Here is a 17,601-nt window from a genome sequence, read left to right on the forward strand (position 1 = left end):
TTGGCGACCATAGAGAGTTGGAACCACCTGATCCCTTGCCGAACTCAGAAGTGAAACGACTCATCGCCGATGGTAGTGTGGGGCTTCCCCATGTGAGAGTAGGTCATCGCCAAGCGCTTATTTAAAAAAGCTCACTATTTAGTGAGCTTTTTTTTTACGTTTTAATTATAAAAAGTTTATCCATACAAGCATTTGTTTGTATAATCCCACACCTCTAAATTTACTGGTTAATAAGATGAAAAAAATTATTGTTATTTTGGCTTTACTAATTCAAGCTGCCATTATCTCTGGTTGTTCAGTAGTTCAAGCAACGTCAGGCGAAACCAAAAAAGATCTATCCGTATTAGAAGTAGGTACTGACAGGTTTAAAGTTGTTTCTGAGCTGGGTTCTCCTGTATTTACAGAAAAGAATGAAGATGGAAAGACAACTGACCTATTCAAATTTATCCAAGGTAATAGTGCTGGTTCAAAAGCTGGTAAAGGTTTCTTATACGCGTTAGCAGCTGTTGGAACTTTAGGTTTGTCCGAACTTGTAACAAGCCCATTGGAAGGTGCTATTGGCGAAGGTGGCGAGATGCAAGTTAAAGTCAGCTATGATGAAAATAATAAGGTAGATGATGTATTAGTTTTAAGTGACGGTCGCTGGGTTAAAACAGGCGATTTAAAACAAGCTGACGAAGAAGAGAATAAATAACAGCATTGTTAATTTATAGCTAAGTGCTTCTTCTATAAAAAGGGCTCATCGAAAGGTGAGCCCTTTTTTATATTTATTACATTATAACTTTAGCTAGTTAGCATACTGTTGAAGATAATGTTATTTTATAGCTATTCAAAAATTAAAAAATAACCAAACATGGTAAAGCAAATTACTTCCGAAATTAGTTGGGAAGAGTCGGAGTTAGCCAAGCTTCCTACAGAAGATGGTTTTCGTATGCGAGGGTTAGAAACCACTCGATTAGACACTTTAATAGATGCTGGTTTTGCTTTTGTGTTAACGTTTCTGGCAATTTCGCAGGATACTCTTCCAACCTCTTTTACTGAGCTTAAAGAGAGCCTTAATTCGGTCCCTGCTTTATTTCTTAGTTTTTTAATCTTAATGATTTTTTGGTTAGATCATCGCCGTTGGAGCAGACGTTATGGGATTGAAACTAAAACCAGCATATATCTAAGTACGAGCCTGCTTTTTGCACTTTTAATTTATATTTTTCCTTTAAGAATGATATTCGAAAGTATGTTTGACTTCTTAACTGACGGAGCCTTGTCCTTCAACTTTACTATTGAAACAGATATGGATGCACGGCACTTTTTTGCTCTATACGCAGCAGGGTTTTTATTAATGTCTATAATTGTAGCGGCTTTGTATCGAGTAGCTATTGGAAGAAAGGACGCTTTAAGACTCAGTCAGAAAGAATTGCATGATACAAAGGGGATTTACCATCGGTGGTTGTTAGGGTGCCTATTTGCAATCATTTCATTAACTCTATCCTATACTTTGCCAATGCAATATATCAGTTTAGCAGGATTTATATTGCTAGGTTTATTTATAGCTCAATACATTTACACTGTTGTTCACCGTAAAATGGAACCAAGTTAATGATTCACTATCAGATCAAAGCGATCAATCCAAATGCTCACTTATTTGAAGTAACTCTCACCATTTCAAGTCCTACTCCCAGCGGTCAGGTTTGTCATTTGCCCAATTGGATACCTGGTAGTTACATGATCCGTGATTTTGCTAAACATCTTCAGTGGATTAGTGCGGAAGGAAATGGTAAAAAAATCCCCTATAAACAACTGGATAAGTCAACTTGGGAATTTGAGCCATGCGATGGGGAGTTAATCATCACTTATCAAGTGTATGCATGGGACTTGTCGGTTCGCGGTGCGCACTTGGATCAAACGCATGGATTTTTTAATGGCACTAGTGTTTTCTTAGCTGTTAAGGGGCAAGAAGAATCCGTCCATCAAGTTGAGATTATTAAACCGGATGGTGAGCAGTTTAAAAACTGGCGCGTGGCTACTGGTTTAGAAATCACAGGTGGTACTAAAGAATTCCAATTCGGAGTTTATCAAGCTAATAGTTATGATGAACTAATTGACTGTCCTGTAGAGATGGCTGACTTTGAAGTTATCAATTTTGATGCTTGTGGCGTTCCGCATCACATGGTGTTAACTGGACGTTTTGGGAAGCTCGATTCTGAACGATTAAAAAATGATCTGATCAAAATTTGCGAGCATCATATTCGATTTTTTGCTGAACCTGCGCCCATGAATCGGTATGTTTTTATGACTTATGTTTTAGGTAATGGTTTTGGTGGTTTGGAGCATCGAAACTCAACCGCTTTGCACTGTAGTCGTGAAGATTTGCCTTTGCTATTCGATAACCCGGATAAAGTTAAAAAAAATTATCAGACGTTTTTAGATTTATGTTCCCATGAATATTTCCATACTTGGAATATTAAGCGCATAAAACCAAGTGCTTTTGTGCCCTACGTTACAGAACAAGAATCCTATACAGATCTGCTATGGGCTTTTGAAGGGATCACTTCTTATTACGATAGCTTGGCTTGCGTACAAGCAGGTGTTATTAGCCCTGAAAATTATTTAACGGCACTCGCTAAGACTATAACTTCTGTAAGGCGTTCAAAAGGACGGTTGATCCAATCAGTTACAGACTCAAGTTTTAATGCCTGGACTAAGTATTATAAGCAAGATGAGAATGCGCCAAATGCCGTAATTAGTTATTACACTAAAGGCGCCTTAATTGCTTTTTGTTTGGACTTTTTAATTCGGCAGAAAACTGCTCACAAACAAACACTGCAAGATGTAATGCAGTATCTATGGTTTAACTTTGGGGCCAAAGGCATAGGTATTGAAAATGATACTATTCAAAATTATGTTCTAGAGCTTTGTGGTGCAGAAAACCAAAAAGGTATCATGGAATTTTTTGATAAAGCTTTATATTCTACCGAAGAGTTAGACCTTGAAACTCCACTTGCTGCGCTTGGTCTTAAGCTTAATTATCAAGCCAGAACAAAAAAAACTGACCGAGGTGGTTTTTCAGAAGAGTTTAAGGCCGCAAAAACAAAAGTAGGGTTAGGGATTGAGTACACTAGTGCAGCGCTGGGGATAAAGGTGAAAAATGTTTACCTAAATAGCTCTGCAAGCGATTCTGGTATCTCAGCGGGAGATCAGCTGATCAGTTTTCATGGTTTAAAAATTAACTCTTCGAATATTGAGCAAAATTTAAGCATGATGCAAGCTGGTGAAACAGTTGAGATTTTGGGCTTTAGGCGAGATGAATTGATGAAATATAATCTAAAGCTTGCGAAAGCAGAAGATGATACTGCCTATATCAGTTATAGTAACGGCAGTCCTAACGAATTATTAAAAAGCTGGTTAAATATAGATTCATGAAAATAGTAACCTTTAACATTAATAGTGTAAGAACTCGCGTTCATCAAATTGAAGCCTTAGTAGAAAAACATGATCCTGATATTATTTGTTTACAGGAAACTAAAGTACATGATGATATGTTTCCATTTGACGACTACAAACATCTGGGGTACCACATGGATATACATGGCGGCAAAGCACACTATGGAGTAGCAACTTTTAGTAAGCAAAAGCCGATTCAGGTTGAGAAGGGCTTCCCAAACGATCCAGATGATGCGCAGCGTAGAATGATCATTACAAGCTACCAATACGGTGACGAAAAATTAAAAGTTCTTAATGGTTATTTTCCACAAGGAGAGAATCGCTCCCACCCAACAAAATTTCCTTACAAAGAAAAGTTTTATGCGGATTTAAATCAATATTTAGATCAACATGATTTTAATACTCGTACTATCGTATTAGGCGATATCAATATTTCACCGACGGACATGGACATAGGAATTGGTGAGCCCAACCGAAAGCGTTGGCTAAGAGAAGGCAAGTCGAGTTTCTTACCTGAGGAAAGAGAGTGGTTGGCAACTATGATGTCAAAAGGTTTGATTGATACTTACCGCACCATTAATCCTGAGGTTGATGACAAATTTAGCTGGTTTGATTATCGTTCGAAAGGTTTTGATAGAGAGCCAAAACGGGGATTACGAATTGATTCTGTATTTGCTTGCGAATGGCTAAATCAAAGAGTTGTAGCATCTGATATAGATTACGAAATACGTGGAATGGAGCGTCCTTCTGATCATGCTCCTGTTTGGACCGAGTTCAAACTTTAGGCAATATTAGGCGCTAGCAATAGCGCCTTTATCAACACCCTCAAAGGCTTTAACTGTTATTTCTGAGTTAGGTTCTAAAAGTTTTATTTGTTTTGCAATATGATTGGCAATTAACTCAACCGTGGAATCATTCTTCATCAAGTGACAATTATCTTTGGCAATGGTCAAAGCAAAGAAGCCTTGTTCGCTATGGTAATCAAAGTGGTAGTAGTCTTTCCCTTCAATAGTTATTTCTTTAGTTAAATCTTCTTCCGTAGCAATATAAATATCAGTCCATTTCTCTGCCCAGATTTTTTCTAAATCAGCACTTCTGATATTGTCTTTGAATATTTGAATTTGCGAACGATGGCCATGAGCAATACGCTGACAGTCGCCCAAATGCTTCTTTAATCCATGAGCATAGTGGTAATAGGCACCATCAATAGCTTCAGTGGATAGATTAAGTTCAATCTTAGTGACATTTGTTGGAACTACTTCTTTACAAGCTTCAATTAAAACTTCCGAAACAGCATCCATGGTTACCGTTTGAGTATCAAGCAAAACTACAGCTTCCGGAGGAGACTGGTGTCTATACCAGCGATTATTTTGATCTTTAATTTCAAGAAGTAGTGAATCGCTTTCTTGGCTTCTATTGAAATTTTCATAATTTGCTGGCACTACGAATTTGTGATCAACGGAATTATCGATAGCGATCTTGATTTGCTTTTTGACATCGCCAAAATCAAAAACCATTCCTTGTTCATCCAGGTCGCCATGCAGCACTATATCGACGATCCAGCTTTCTCCAACAATACCCCGTTCAATATCAAAGTAGGCGAAGTCAATCACCGTTAATTGATCCACAAATAAAGCTGCCATAGTAAAAAGTTTGGCTAATGATTCATAATTGGCGATAATTATAGCATAATCGCTTTAAACCAAACGATGTTTATCGGACAGAAAAAAGCATGAATCAAAAATACCACGTTTTCTCTTTAGGCAATGCCTTAGTGGATGTTGAAATTGAAATTACTGCTAAAGAATTAGATCGCCTTTCAATAGAAAAAGGAGTGATGACCCTTGTTGAAGAAGAACGACATGACTATTTGTTGTCAGAACTTCATGGCAAAGCTCATCACAGAGCATCAGGAGGCTCGGCCGCTAATAGTATTTTTGCTTTAGCTCAATTAGGCGGCAAGGGTTATCACTGTTGTAAAGTTGCAAATGATGAGGCTGGGCAGTTTTATGCATCAGACCTAAATCAAGCAGGCGTTGATAATAATATTGCCACTTTAAAAGATAACACTGGTATTACCGGCAAATGTTTAGTGATGGTGACCCCGGATGCCGATAGAACTATGAATACTTATTTGGGTATTAGTAGCGAGCAGCAAGCTGATGATCTTGATACAGAGGCTCTAGCTAATAGTGAATTTTTATATATTGAAGGCTATTTAGTTACCAGTGAATCAAATCATAAAACGGCTCTTAAAGCTAAAGAAATTGCGCGAGAAAAAGGCGCTAAGATTGCTTACACCTTGTCGGATCCTAATATGGTTAAGTTCTTTAAGCCGCAAATTGAGCAGGTTTTAGATGGCGGTGTTGAGCTCCTATTCTGTAATGAGGATGAAGCGTTAGAATTCACTCAAACGAGTAGTTATTCTGAAGCTCTAGAGCAGCTTAAGAGTTTAGCCCAGCAAGTAGTGATTACTTTAGGAGAGCGTGGTGCAGTTTATTTTGATGGTAAAGAGTTACATCAAATTGATGCTTTTGAGGTTAAAGCAATTGATAGTAACGGCGCTGGTGATATGTTTGCAGGGGCTTTTTTGTATGCTTTAACTCAAGGCTATTCTGCAGCAAATTGCGGTAAACTAGCTAGCTTTTGCTCTTCTTATTTAGTAACTCAATTTGGTCCAAGATTAAAAGGCGGTGCTATTGAAACTATCCAAAACTTTAATCAAGAGTTACAAGCTAGTTAATGATTATAAGAATCATGCGTCATGGTGATGCCCCATTGATCAGTGGGCAAAGGCAACTGTCAGATACAGGTATAGCAGAAGCTGGTGCTATGGCGCAATGGTTAAGTTCGAGGCAGTCTTTTCAGGCAATGCTGGTCAGTCCATTATTAAGAGCGCAACAAACAGCCAATGAAATAGAGAGCGTTACTAAGTCTCAATACATAAGATTAGATGAAAATCTTTTAAAGCCAGAATCTGATCCTAGAATAGCTACCAGTTACTTCGAGGCCTTAGAGTATTCATCGATTTTATTGGTTAGTCATATGCCATTGGTGGTTAATTTATTAGAAGCTTGGCTGCCAGGGCAAGGTCGTTATTTCCCAACAGCTGCCGTCGCAGAATTAGAAATATCTGAACGAGGCGTTAAGCTATTGTCGTTTACCAGTCCTGCGAACATCGATAGTTCGCTTTAGACACTGGATATTTTTAGTTATTGAAGTTAGCATGATGCATCAAGAATAAAAGAATAAACCTTTTGCAAAAGCCAGTATTAAATCCTTCCGCTTCAAAATTTAGAATAATTCCAATTTTGATTTATTCATTCTGGGTTACCTTTGTAGGTTCTATCAAAACTGTATTTCATGGTGTTTTTCTTCATAGGAATAATATAACAAAATCTCGCCAGAAGATTGATGGAGTTACTACTCAGTGGGGAACTAGAATCATTAATTCTGCAAAAGTTGATTGGGAACTTATAGGCGATTTAGAATCACAAATTCCAAAGGATAGAGCTGTAATTTTGATGTGTAACCATGCTTGTGCCTATGATATTCCATTAGCTTTTGCATCCATTCCAGGTTCAATTCGGATGATTGCAAAAAAAGAGCTATTTAAAATCCCTATTTTATCAAGAGCTTTAAAATCTGGCGAATTTCTCTCCATCGATAGACAAAATCGATCTCAAGCGATTGAAGATTTGAAGTTTGCCCATGAAAAAATGAAAAGTGGCATTAGGATATGGATGTTTCCTGAAGGGACTCGTTCTGAAGATGGTTCTTTAAAACCTCTGAAAAAGGGTGGTATTCGATTAGCCATTGATACTAACGCAATTATTATTCCCATTGTAATGCAGGACATACAACATATATTACCTAATAAAAAATGGTTAAAAATGCGGCTTGGGCAAAAGGTTAAGATTAAGATTGGTGAAGCGATTGATTGTAAAGAATATAGCTCTGCCGATCGTCATAACTTGACCGAACTGGTGTATAATCGAATGAAACAACTGCTTGATGAGCGCTCTTAGTGTATTTAGCGGAGTCGCAAATACCTGAGTCAATGAGAAGCCGATGGATAAATATCAAAACGCCGCAAAAAATTTAAAAACCATTACAGACTTTATCCGCTTTGCTGCAAGTGAATTTGAAAAGTCAGAGCTATTTTTTGGTCATGGTACTGATAATGCTTGGGATGAGGCAGTAGCAATAGTATTACAAATGTTAGAACTGCCCAATGATTATCCCGTGGTTATGTTCGAAGCAAGGCTATTACAAGAAGAAAGAGAACATATAGCAAGCGCGATTAAGTCTAGAATAGAAGAGCGCAAGCCGCTGGCCTACATTACCAACAAAGGCTATTTTGCCGGCATTGAGTTTTATGTTGATGAGCGGGTATTAGTGCCGCGTTCTCCTATCGCTGAATTAGTAGAAGCTCAGTTTAACCCATGGTTGATTTCTGACGAACCTCGAATATTGGATCTGTGTTGTGGTAGCGGTTGTATTGGAATAGCTTGCGCCGCTTATATGCCTGATTCAGAAGTGGTTGTTTCAGACATTTCAGTTGATGCTTTGCAAGTGGCCCAGCAAAATATCGATCAGGCAGGTTTTTATCCTAGAGTTCAAGCACTTGAGTCAGATATATTCTCAGCTATGCGAGACATGAAGTTTGATTTAATTGTTTCTAACCCACCTTATGTTGATGAAGACGATTTATCAGATATGCCTGCTGAGTTTTTTCATGAACCAGAAATTGGTTTAGGTTCTGGCAGTGATGGTTTAGAACTTACTCGTAAGATCCTTCAGCAAGCTGCGGAGTTCTTAACTGAGCATGGTGTATTAATTGTAGAAGTCGGTAACAGTTGGCCGGCTCTGCAAGAACAGTTTTCTCAAGTTCCCTTTACTTGGTTAGAGTTTGAACGCGGTGGCGATGGTGTTTTTCTACTAACTAAACAACAATTGGAAGAGCATTTCAGTTAGCGATGTCAGAGCCTTGCGTCTATCAGTTAGCAGATGCCTTTAACGAGGAGTTTAGTTCGATACAGGTAGAGTTATCGCCCGGCGCTAACGAACCCTTTTATCGTGCTCCTATTAATAATAAAAATCAAACCAAGGCGACCATTTTTTCCAATCAAGATTTTTTTTCAAGTGCTCTGCACGAAATCGCTCATTGGTGTGTTGCAGGTGAAAAGAGGCGTTTGTTAGATGATTATGGTTACTGGTATGCTCCCGACGGTAGGAATGATGAGCAGCAAGCCGAATTCTTCGCGGTTGAAGTTAAACCGCAAGCATTAGAGTGGGCTTTTCATTTGGCGGCAAAGAAACCTTTTCAATTTAGTTTAGATAATTTAAATTCGACAGTATGTGAGCAACAAATTGTACAATTTAAACAAAATGTTCATGCTCAACTATCATGGTATTTTCAGAATCAATTTCCAACAAGAGCGTTGCAAATGATTCAATTGTTATGTCAAAAATATAATTCGAACCAACCCATAGTGTTACCAAAACAAATTCCAAATGGATAAAAGCACAAAACTAAGATTCGGTCTCCTTATCAATCCTTTTGCCGGTATTGGCGGTAAAGTGGGGTTAAAAGGCAGTGATGGAGATGCTATTCGTCAAGAAGCTTTTGATAAAGGTGCTGTTCCCCAGGCTGCTAATCGAGCAAAGTTAGCTTTAGAGTCAGTCACCAAATATAGTCATTTAATTGAATGGTTTACGGTTGATGGCGCTATGGGGGGGCTCACATTAGAGGCTCTAGGCTTCGAGTATACCAGCGTGCATCATGCCAATTTAATTTCCGAAGCCGCAGATACCCTTCAAGCAGTTACTGAGTTTAACCAATTGGACCTAGACTTGATTCTTTTTGCTGGAGGAGATGGTACTGCCAGAAATATATGCTCTGTGGTAAAAACCGAACAGGTGGTACTTGGTATACCTGCCGGTGTGAAAATTCACTCAGGTGTTTATGCGATTACCCCTAAAGCTGCAGCCATAGTCGTAGAAAGAATGATTAGGAACCAGCTGGTTTCTTTAATCGAGGCATCGGTGATGGATATTGATGAAGACGAATTTCGCGCGGGGACTGTTAAGGCCAAAAAGTATGGAGAAATGTTGGTGCCTGCTGAATATCAGTTTATTCAGTCAACCAAAATATCGTCATCCCAGTTAGCCAGTCAGAATGATCAACAGCAAGAAGTAAATCTGCAAAATGACATAGCTGAATATCTAGTGGAACATATGGAGGAGGATATTCATTACTTGATTGGTTCGGGAACCAGTTGTGCAGCTGTTATGAATGCGTTGGATTTGCCTAATTCCTTGCTTGGTATCGACTGGGTGCATCAAGAGCAATTGAAGCAATCAGATCTAACCGAATCGGATATCCTAAAAATTATAGAAGAGCATCCTACGAAAGTAAAAATCGTTATTACTATCATTGGCGGTCAAGGGCATATTCTTGGACGTGGTAATCATCAAATTAGCGCTAACGTCATGAGTCGACTTAAAAAAACGGATCTTATAATTATTGCCACTAAGAATAAAATCAGCCAACTCAATAATAAGCCATTAGTGGTAGACACAGATGACCCTTTAATTAACCAGAAACTTTCAGGGCTGGCACGAGTGATTTGCGGTTATGAGGATGAAATTTACTACCGAATAGGCTTAGAAGCTTAAGACATTGTCTTGTTTATTTGTGAGAAATCTCTTACAAACGATAGGGTTAATCTCCCTAATATTTGTTTGATAAAAGCTCACAATTAGCCATCCTGCTTTTAAGTCATTGATTTATATATTTTCCTTGTTCTATGGCTTTATCCTTTCTTTATATTGCCGGCCTAGGGGCTCTTGTTCTTAATCTCTATATTGTTACATTATCCACAGCAGATGGAGTCTGCTTTCTACTACTACTTATGGATTAATAATAACGGACAGAGCTGGGAAGGCCATTACAAAGGGAAGAGTGAGAAGGAGCAACGGTAACAGACTTGGATGGATTCTAAATAAGCGGCATTAGCCGCTTTTATTTTGCCAAATAACCGCTCCAGCATTTTATATTACAATAATTTCAAAGGCTTAGCTGTAATCTGCAACAAGCTGGTGTAAACTCAAATCAAGGTTACGAATCATTTGGAGCAAAGATAAAGAATGGCTAATCGAATATTAGTTAATTTTGCTCATCCTAGATTTGAATCTTCGGTAACTAATCGAGTGATGGTTTCCGCCATTAAAGATATCGAAGGCATTACTTTCAACGATTTGTATGAAGAATACCCTGATTTTCTGATTGATATTAAAAAAGAACAAAAACTCCTGCTTGAACATGATGTTGTTATTTTTCAGCATCCCTTTTATTGGTACAGCGTGCCAGCATTACTTAAAGAGTGGCAAGACGTAGTCCTAGAGTCAGGTTTTGCTTATGGTGAAGGCGGCTTCCAATTAAAAGGTAAATATTGGCTTAATGCCATGACAGTCGGAGGTACTGATGATAGTTATAGTAAGCGAGGCTATAACGGCTATCCATTTGATCAGTTTCTTAAACCTTTCGAACAAACCGCTGTTTTCTGCGGAATGAAGTTTTTTCAACCATTCGTTGTCTATGATGCTATTCGCATATCTAAAGAAGCTACCATTGATGCAGCTGAAAACTATCGAAAACTTATTATTGATCTGCAAAATCATCTGAACCTACGAACAGGAAAAATTCGCTGATGGATACAGAGAGCTTTTTATTCAAAGCCTTTATATTTTTAGTGGCAGCGGTGATAGGAGTGCCTATAGCAAAACGTTTGGGGCTTGGCTCAGTGCTAGGCTATTTAATCGCAGGAGTTTTAATTGGGCCTTTTGTTTTTGGTTTGGTTGGCCGTGATGTTGAAGATATCATGCATTTTGCCGAGTTTGGTGTGGTGATGATGCTATTTCTCGTTGGCCTCGAATTAGAACCGAAAAAATTATGGCGAATGCGTATGCCAATTCTTGGTCTTGGTGGTTTGCAGGTTTTGTTTACCGGCTTTTTATTTACCATTATAGCCATGCTTTTTGATCAAACATGGCAAGCAGCTTTGGCTATTGGCATGGTTTTGGCTTTGTCATCGACAGCTATTGTGCTGCAAACTTTAACAGAAAAGGGGTTGATGAAAACTGATTCAGGTCGTTCTTCGTTCTCCGTATTGCTGTTTCAAGATATTGCCATTATTCCAATGTTAGCTTTAATGCCATTATTGGCTAGCGCGCCAGTAGAAATTATTAATGATGATCATGGTTTAACTCAGTTGCAGGGTTGGCAGCAAACTCTAGCCGTTGTTGGTTCCATCGTATTTATCATCTTATTAGGTCGTTTTCTGATCCAGCCAATTTTTAATTTAATCGCACGTACTGGGTTAAAAGAAATTTTTATCGCCACTTCTTTGCTATTAGTCATCGGAATTACTTTAGTCATGCAATGGGTTGGTTTGTCGCCTGCATTAGGTGCTTTTTTAGCAGGTGTGGTATTAGCCGAAAGTGAATACCGACATGAATTGGAAGTTGGTTTAGGACCTTTTAAAAGCTTGCTCTTAGGTTTGTTCTTTATCACTGTTGGTGCCAGTATTAATCTAGATCTATTGATGCAAGACACTGCCAGTATTATCAGTCTAGTATTAGGTTTAATTATTATAAAAGTGATTGTTTTATTTCTATTAGCTAAGTTTTTTAAAATGCCGTTAATGGAAAACTTAATTTTTAGTTTTGCATTAGCCCAAGGTGGTGAGTTTGCTTTTGTTCTCTTTAGCTTTGCAGCTCAAAATGGCGTCTTAACAGAGCATATGATTTCGACCTTAACAGTTGTGGTAGCCTTAAGTATGGCCCTCACACCATTACTAATGATATTAAGTGAAAAGGTTTTGCAGCCGTTGTTTGATCGGCAGGAATTAAGTCGCGATTATGATGAAATAGATGATGGTGAAACGCCTGTTATCGTCGCTGGTTATGGGCGATTCGGACAAATCGTTTCAAGATTATTACGTTCACAAGGATTTCAAACTACTTTACTAGAATATGACGCAGTACAAATTGACTTGGTTAGAAAGTTTGGCACCAAAGCCTTCTATGGAGATGTGACTAATCTTGATTTATTAAAAGCAGCTGGCGCTGAAAACGCCAAGATGATTGTTTTATCAGTGGATAATGTTGATAAGGCTATAATTGTCACAGAGTTATGCAGAAAGAATTTTCCTGAACTGAAAATATTTGCCCGAGCCAAAGGCCGGCGTGAGGCCTATGAAATAAAAAAGGCTGGCGCACATTGTGTCATACGAGAAACCTTAGGCTCAGCATTATTGTTAGGTCGCGAGGCGTTAGTCGAGTTAGGTTATCGTAAGTACCAAGCTCAACGAGCAGCACAGACGTTCTTACACTATGACAATATGCATATGGAAGAGCTTACCGAATTATGGGGTGACGAAAAACAGTATATTTTAGCGGCAACCGAGAAAGCAGAGCTCTTGGAAGCTGTACTGAAGTCGGATATACAAGATAGAGCTCAAATCCAAAACCAAAGCTGGGATACTGATTCCAGAAGTCAAATAAACGATAATATAGATATAAAACAATCGCCCAATGAAGACTAGTTCAAACTTACCAAGCATCAGCTACTTTGAATTGATTTATCTTGTAATCCCGATTGTTGTGATTGGATTAATCATGCATTCTTGGAAAATTCAAACTAAGGACTATTGGATTGCAAATATAAGAATGTTTGTTCAATTAAGCTTAGTTGGCTTTATTTTGATTTACTTGTTTAAAGATAATAACTTATGGTTTGGCACTTTAGTAATGTCGCTGATGCTTTTATTTTCAGCGTGGATTTCCTTAAGACCATTAGCCAATAAGAATATACTCCACTTTTCTTATATTGTTCTAGGGATATTGATGGGGACCGGCTTGAGTATGTTATTAATTATTGGCTTCATTCTAAAGCCTAATCCGACCTATCAAGCGCAGCTTATTATTCCTTTAGTGGGCTTATTGCTCGGCAATACCATGAATACTATTAGTATTGCAGGGGAAAGGTTCAAGCATGAGGTAGATAATCATCATGATAAAATTAAAGCTCGAAATAGTGCATTCAATACTGCAATGATACCCAGAATAAATAGTTTGTTAGCGATGGGGTTAGTTGCTCTTCCAGGCACTATGACAGGGCAAATTATTTCTGGAGTTGAGCCTTCTGTAGCCGCTCGTTATCAAATCATGATCATGGCTGCTATACTAATTTCGAGTGCAATATCGATGATCGTTTATTTAACATTAAGAATGCAAAAAGACTAAAGTTATTATTTGAAATTATTAATCGGAGTTATCAATGAAAACCCGCGCCGCAGTTGCTTTTGAAGCAGGAAAACCTTTAGAAATCGTTGAAGTTGATCTACAGCCACCGCAGTACGGTGAAGTATTAATCGAGATGAAAGCAACCGGGGTATGTCATACCGATGCATTTACTTTATCTGGCGATGATCCTGAGGGAGCCTTTCCTGCAATTTTAGGGCATGAAGGTGCTGGAGTTGTGGTTGGACTCGGTGAAGGTGTTAAAAATCTAAAAGTTGGGGATCATGTTATTCCACTTTATACGCCAGAATGTCGAGAATGCGATTTTTGTTTAAATCCTAAAACAAACTTATGTCAGGCTATTCGTGAAACTCAAGGTCAAGGTTTCATGCCTGATGGCACTAGTCGTTTTTCTTATCAAGGCAAACCTATACTTCACTATATGGGCTGTTCTACTTTTGCAAATCATACGGTAATGCCCGAAATCGCTTTAGCTAAAATTCGCTCTGATGCGCCCTTCGACAAAGTTTGTTATATAGGTTGCGGTGTGACAACTGGCATTGGTGCTGTTATTTATACTATGAAAGTTGAGCAAGGCTCTACCGTGGCCGTTTTTGGTCTGGGCGGTATTGGTCTAAACGTTATTCAAGGAGCCAAGATGGCTGGGGCTGATAGGATTATTGGTGTTGATATCAATGCAGATAAAGTTGAACTGGCAAAGCAGTTTGGTATGACTGATTTTATCAATCCAGCTGAAATAAAAGATGTGACTAATGCCATTATTGAAATGACCAATGGCGGTGTCGATTACAGTTTTGAATGTATCGGTAATGTTAATACTATGCGTCAAGCCTTGGAATGCTGTCACAAAGGCTGGGGAGAGTCTTGTATTGTGGGTGTCGCAGGAGCGGGGCAAGAAATATCTACCAGGCCTTTTCAATTAGTGACTGGAAGAGTTTGGAAGGGTACTGCTTTTGGTGGTGCACGAGGCCGCACAGATGTGCCTAAAATTGTTGATTGGTATATGGATGGGAAAATAAATATTGACGATCTGATCACTCATAAGATGCCGCTTGAAGATATCAATAAGGCGTTTGATTTAATGCATGAAGGAAAGTCGATTCGTTCGGTTATCGAATTTTAAAGCGGAATCATTATGACACTCGAATTATTAAGTTCAGCAAAATGTTTTGCCGGTAAGCAACAGCGCTATCGGCATTATGCTGACAGTTTAAACTGCGCAATGAACTTTTCTATTTTTATGCCTGCTGAGGCTGAAAGTGAAAAAGTGCCAGTTTTATATTGGTTATCGGGTCTTACCTGTACCGACGAAAACTTCGTACAAAAAGCAGGTGCCCAGCAATTCGCCTCAAAATATAAAATTGCGATTGTGGCACCCGATACTAGTCCTCGTGGGAATAATGTAGCAGACGACCCTGCTGGACATTGGGATTTTGGACTGGGCGCAGGTTTTTATCTAAACGCAACGCAAGAGCCCTATAAAAAGCACTATCAAATGTACGATTACATCTTGGAACTTTTTGAGTTGATTTCGAGCAATTTCGCAATAGATGCAAAGCGTGCTGCTATTTCCGGTCACTCAATGGGTGGTCATGGCGCTATAACCATAGGTTTAAAGAACCAGGATAAGTTTAAATCAATCTCTGCATTCTCTCCAATAGTTGCGCCAATGCAGGTTCCTTGGGGCAAGAAAGCTTTTGCTTTATATCTTGGTGATAATCAGGACGAGTGGCGGCAATATGATTCATTATCGCTCTTAAATAAATCGAATAAAATTACGCCGATACTAATTGAGCAAGGCTTAGATGATGATTTTTTATCGGAACAACTGAGACCTGAATTATTAGAAGAGTTAATAAAAAATAAAAAGCATCAAAAAGAAGAGCTAGATATTCATCTCAATTTACGTGAAGGTTATGACCACAGTTATTTCTTTATCGCTAGCTTTATTGAGTCTCACATTAAATTTCATTGCGATAAGTTGAGTTAACGTTTTACTAAGAGCTTAAGCGTTTTGGGGTGAGCCGCTTAAGTAAGTTTTTGCTGATAGGTAAGGTTTGATTAATTAAGCTGGCTTTAATAATTTGCGCGCCCAGTAATGACAAGTTTAGACCGCGCGTACCATAACCATAATTTAACCAGATCGATTGCTGTTGCGTTTCACTGAACAAACCACAATAGGGGAAGCGATCATAAGTAGAAGCTCTTATTCCTGCGTAAGAACTTTTAATATTTGATGCTTCTATATCAATATCAAGCTTTTCCTTAGCTTGCCGAATATTATCTAAATCATCTTGAGCTCGTATCGAGTCATCTGTACGGGCATCAAAGGTTGCACCTATGTACCAAGAATGTTGATCTTGAAATAAATGACCTTCATGATTAATTGGCCTTTCGATTGAATAAAGTTTTTTGGTTTCTGTTAATTGACCTCGTAAGGGCATAATGCTTGGAAATAAGCTGCTATATACGTCGTTTAATAAAGTGCAATGTCCAGTGCAGATTATCACAGAATCATAATCTTTGAGCTGTTCTAGGGAATTAATTTCTGTATTGAAATGCATTTTCTTTGGAGGGATTTTGCTTAATAAATAATCACAATAACTGGGACCATTCAATTGGACTGCTGGAACAATCAGGCTTAGCTTTTTTGTAAAGTTAGTATCAATTGCCTTTTTTATGTTAGTGCCAAGTCTACTTTTATAAATTGAATAATATTGTTCTATATGAAATTCTGAGTACTTGTCGTTAGTAGTTACTAGTGCTTGCCATGCTTCAACTAGGTGCTCTTTTTGTCCCAATAAGTTTGTTAATGACTGCATGCCGGCAAAAGTTAACTGGCTAAAGGCATTATGATCTATAGAACAGTTCGGGGTCGCCAACATAGCTGGCATTTTTGACGCGCCTGAAGCAGGAGCAGTACTCTTATCATAGACATCTACTTCTAGCCCAGCTTTATTAAGCTCATAAGCACAAGCAGCTCCAGCCAATCCTGCACCAATGATGGCTATGCGTTTAGGAGTGTTTCTGGCAACGATATAATCGGTAAATAAATCGGGTTTAGGATTTGAAAGTTTTTTTTCCTCAAAACGAGCAGTTAGCATTTCACGCTTATAACCATAGCCTTTACGCTTTATCACTTCAAAACCATAATGTTGTAGCATTTTCCTAACCTCTGAGGCTGCGGTAAAGGTGGCTACGGTAGTTTTTTGTTTGGTATTATTAACTGCCTTCAGTGCCATGAAATGCCACAGGCCTTTGTGCCACATAGTCGGATTTTTGCTGGGCGCAAATCCATCTAAAAACCAGGCATCAATTTTTTCAGATTGGTTAATAGCAATTTCTTTCAGCCCTTTATCTAGAGGATAAAAAATTAAATACAAAGTAATGCATTCGCTTATTATCACTGGATGAATGCCTGGCAATATTGAAGGGTATTGTTCTAAAAGTGAATCGATCAAGGGGTTGTCTAGATTTAACTCCTTATAAATTTTTCGTAGATCTACAGGGGTTATTGGAAACTGCTCAACCGAGTAATAGTTCAGATGACCATTTGGATTGGTTTGTTGCCATAGCTTTGCGGCTAACAAGAAGTTTAAGCCGCTGCCAAAGCCAGTTTCAAAAATTGAAAATTGGCAAGGTTGTTGTAAAAAACGTTGCTCTAAATCATTACCTCGCAGAAATACATATTGTGATTCAGCAATGCCATCTTGAGTATTGAAATAAATATCATCGAAATTGGGGGAGTAGGGCGCGGAATAAGTCTTGCCATTTTTCTCTATTTCGCGCCATTCAATATTTGCCGGCTCTACCCCTAAGAAAGCCTGATGCATA

General features: G+C 38.5%; 17 protein-coding genes and 1 rRNA gene. 16 read left to right on the forward strand and 2 right to left on the reverse strand.

Annotated features, from left to right (window positions below; all coding sequences use genetic code 11):
• From rrf to xthA, 5 genes are all read left to right on the forward strand, one after another.
• Positions 1 to 115: ribosomal RNA gene (gene rrf / locus GJS41_RS00005) — 5S ribosomal RNA — on the forward strand.
• Between the two features lie 120 nt (positions 116 to 235).
• Positions 236 to 694, forward strand: coding sequence for a hypothetical protein (locus GJS41_RS00010; RefSeq protein ID WP_154245297.1), 459 nt, complete (start codon positions 236 to 238; stop codon positions 692 to 694).
• Positions 695 to 853: 159 nt separating this feature from the next.
• Positions 854 to 1,594: a TMEM175 family protein gene (locus GJS41_RS00015; RefSeq protein WP_154245298.1), complete on the forward strand. Its 741-nt coding sequence runs from the start codon at positions 854 to 856 to the stop codon at positions 1,592 to 1,594.
• Entirely contained in the window at positions 1,594 to 3,417 is a 1,824-nt protein-coding gene (locus GJS41_RS00020) for a M61 family metallopeptidase (RefSeq protein WP_154245299.1), read from the forward strand. The genes GJS41_RS00015 and GJS41_RS00020 overlap by 1 nt, the downstream gene beginning before the upstream one ends.
• Positions 3,414 to 4,223, forward strand: coding sequence for an exodeoxyribonuclease III (gene xthA / locus GJS41_RS00025; RefSeq protein WP_154245300.1), 810 nt, complete (start codon positions 3,414 to 3,416; stop codon positions 4,221 to 4,223). Before GJS41_RS00020 ends, xthA begins: the two co-directional genes overlap by 4 nt.
• Before the next feature lie 6 nt (positions 4,224 to 4,229).
• On the opposite strand, the gene GJS41_RS00030 is transcribed toward xthA, so the two are convergent.
• Entirely contained in the window at positions 4,230 to 5,081 is an 852-nt protein-coding gene (locus GJS41_RS00030) for a 6-carboxytetrahydropterin synthase (protein WP_154245301.1), read from the reverse strand.
• A gap of 89 nt (positions 5,082 to 5,170) precedes the next feature.
• Between GJS41_RS00030 and GJS41_RS00035 the strand changes: the two genes are divergently transcribed.
• The 11 genes from GJS41_RS00035 to fghA all read left to right on the forward strand — a co-directional run bounded on the left by GJS41_RS00035 (position 5,171) and on the right by fghA (position 15,757).
• Positions 5,171 to 6,181 (forward strand): adenosine kinase, encoded by a 1,011-nt coding sequence (locus GJS41_RS00035; protein ID WP_154245302.1) that lies wholly within the window; start codon positions 5,171 to 5,173, stop codon positions 6,179 to 6,181.
• Complete coding sequence (gene sixA / locus GJS41_RS00040; protein ID WP_154245303.1) at positions 6,181 to 6,633, forward strand: phosphohistidine phosphatase SixA; 453 nt, start codon at positions 6,181 to 6,183, stop codon at positions 6,631 to 6,633. Before GJS41_RS00035 ends, sixA begins: the two co-directional genes overlap by 1 nt.
• 62 nt (positions 6,634 to 6,695) lie before the next feature.
• Positions 6,696 to 7,466: a 1-acyl-sn-glycerol-3-phosphate acyltransferase gene (locus tag GJS41_RS00045; protein ID WP_154245304.1), complete on the forward strand. Its 771-nt coding sequence runs from the start codon at positions 6,696 to 6,698 to the stop codon at positions 7,464 to 7,466.
• Between the two features lie 43 nt (positions 7,467 to 7,509).
• Entirely contained in the window at positions 7,510 to 8,415 is a 906-nt protein-coding gene (gene prmB, locus GJS41_RS00050) for a 50S ribosomal protein L3 N(5)-glutamine methyltransferase (protein ID WP_154245305.1), read from the forward strand.
• 2 nt (positions 8,416 to 8,417) lie between these two features.
• Entirely contained in the window at positions 8,418 to 8,963 is a 546-nt protein-coding gene (locus GJS41_RS00055) for an elongation factor P hydroxylase (protein ID WP_154245306.1), read from the forward strand.
• Complete coding sequence (locus tag GJS41_RS00060; RefSeq protein WP_154245307.1) at positions 8,956 to 10,119, forward strand: ATP-NAD kinase family protein; 1,164 nt, start codon at positions 8,956 to 8,958, stop codon at positions 10,117 to 10,119. Before GJS41_RS00055 ends, GJS41_RS00060 begins: the two co-directional genes overlap by 8 nt.
• Positions 10,120 to 10,590: 471 nt before the next feature.
• A complete protein-coding gene (locus tag GJS41_RS00065) occupies positions 10,591 to 11,154 on the forward strand; it encodes an NAD(P)H-dependent oxidoreductase (protein ID WP_154245308.1) in 564 nt (187 codons plus the stop codon).
• Positions 11,154 to 13,049, forward strand: coding sequence for a monovalent cation:proton antiporter-2 (CPA2) family protein (locus tag GJS41_RS00070; RefSeq protein ID WP_154245309.1), 1,896 nt, complete (start codon positions 11,154 to 11,156; stop codon positions 13,047 to 13,049). The genes GJS41_RS00065 and GJS41_RS00070 overlap by 1 nt, the downstream gene beginning before the upstream one ends.
• Positions 13,039 to 13,749 carry an ABC transporter permease gene (locus tag GJS41_RS00075; RefSeq protein ID WP_154245310.1) on the forward strand — a complete coding sequence of 237 codons (711 nt, stop codon included), beginning with the start codon at positions 13,039 to 13,041 and terminating at the stop codon, positions 13,747 to 13,749. Before GJS41_RS00070 ends, GJS41_RS00075 begins: the two co-directional genes overlap by 11 nt.
• 34 nt (positions 13,750 to 13,783) lie before the next feature.
• Positions 13,784 to 14,890, forward strand: a complete 1,107-nt coding sequence (locus GJS41_RS00080) for an S-(hydroxymethyl)glutathione dehydrogenase/class III alcohol dehydrogenase (RefSeq protein WP_154245311.1) — start codon at positions 13,784 to 13,786, stop codon at positions 14,888 to 14,890.
• Positions 14,891 to 14,902: 12 nt separating this feature from the next.
• Entirely contained in the window at positions 14,903 to 15,757 is an 855-nt protein-coding gene (fghA, locus tag GJS41_RS00085; protein WP_154245312.1) for an S-formylglutathione hydrolase, read from the forward strand.
• Between the two features lie 7 nt (positions 15,758 to 15,764).
• Here the strand turns inward: fghA and mnmD are convergent, their stop codons facing one another.
• On the reverse strand, positions 15,765 to 17,600 hold the full coding sequence (mnmD, locus tag GJS41_RS00090) for a tRNA (5-methylaminomethyl-2-thiouridine)(34)-methyltransferase MnmD (RefSeq protein ID WP_154245313.1): 1,836 nt from the start codon (positions 17,598 to 17,600) through the stop codon (positions 15,765 to 15,767).
• Between the last annotated feature and the right edge of the window lies 1 nt (position 17,601).

This window comes from Kangiella sp. HZ709 (genome assembly GCF_009674675.1).
GTDB lineage: Bacteria > Pseudomonadota > Gammaproteobacteria > Enterobacterales > Kangiellaceae > Kangiella.

Bases quoted from the DNA above. Each gene is read 5' to 3' on its own strand.
- GJS41_RS00010 (WP_154245297.1), top strand. From the start codon at position 236: ATGAAAAAAATTATTGTTATTTTGGCTTTACTAATTCAAGCTGCCATT.
- GJS41_RS00015 (WP_154245298.1), top strand. From the start codon at position 854: ATGGTAAAGCAAATTACTTCCGAAATTAGTTGGGAAGAGTCGGAGTTA.
- GJS41_RS00020 (WP_154245299.1), top strand. From the start codon at position 1,594: ATGATTCACTATCAGATCAAAGCGATCAATCCAAATGCTCACTTATTT.
- xthA (WP_154245300.1), top strand. From the start codon at position 3,414: ATGAAAATAGTAACCTTTAACATTAATAGTGTAAGAACTCGCGTTCAT.
- GJS41_RS00030 (WP_154245301.1), bottom strand. From the start codon at position 5,081: ATGGCAGCTTTATTTGTGGATCAATTAACGGTGATTGACTTCGCCTAC.
- GJS41_RS00035 (WP_154245302.1), top strand. From the start codon at position 5,171: ATGAATCAAAAATACCACGTTTTCTCTTTAGGCAATGCCTTAGTGGAT.
- sixA (WP_154245303.1), top strand. From the start codon at position 6,181: ATGATTATAAGAATCATGCGTCATGGTGATGCCCCATTGATCAGTGGG.
- prmB (WP_154245305.1), top strand. From the start codon at position 7,510: ATGGATAAATATCAAAACGCCGCAAAAAATTTAAAAACCATTACAGAC.
- GJS41_RS00055 (WP_154245306.1), top strand. From the start codon at position 8,418: ATGTCAGAGCCTTGCGTCTATCAGTTAGCAGATGCCTTTAACGAGGAG.
- GJS41_RS00060 (WP_154245307.1), top strand. From the start codon at position 8,956: ATGGATAAAAGCACAAAACTAAGATTCGGTCTCCTTATCAATCCTTTT.
- GJS41_RS00065 (WP_154245308.1), top strand. From the start codon at position 10,591: ATGGCTAATCGAATATTAGTTAATTTTGCTCATCCTAGATTTGAATCT.
- GJS41_RS00070 (WP_154245309.1), top strand. From the start codon at position 11,154: ATGGATACAGAGAGCTTTTTATTCAAAGCCTTTATATTTTTAGTGGCA.
- GJS41_RS00075 (WP_154245310.1), top strand. From the start codon at position 13,039: ATGAAGACTAGTTCAAACTTACCAAGCATCAGCTACTTTGAATTGATT.
- GJS41_RS00080 (WP_154245311.1), top strand. From the start codon at position 13,784: ATGAAAACCCGCGCCGCAGTTGCTTTTGAAGCAGGAAAACCTTTAGAA.
- fghA (WP_154245312.1), top strand. From the start codon at position 14,903: ATGACACTCGAATTATTAAGTTCAGCAAAATGTTTTGCCGGTAAGCAA.
- mnmD (WP_154245313.1), bottom strand. From the start codon at position 17,600: ATGCATCAGGCTTTCTTAGGGGTAGAGCCGGCAAATATTGAATGGCGC.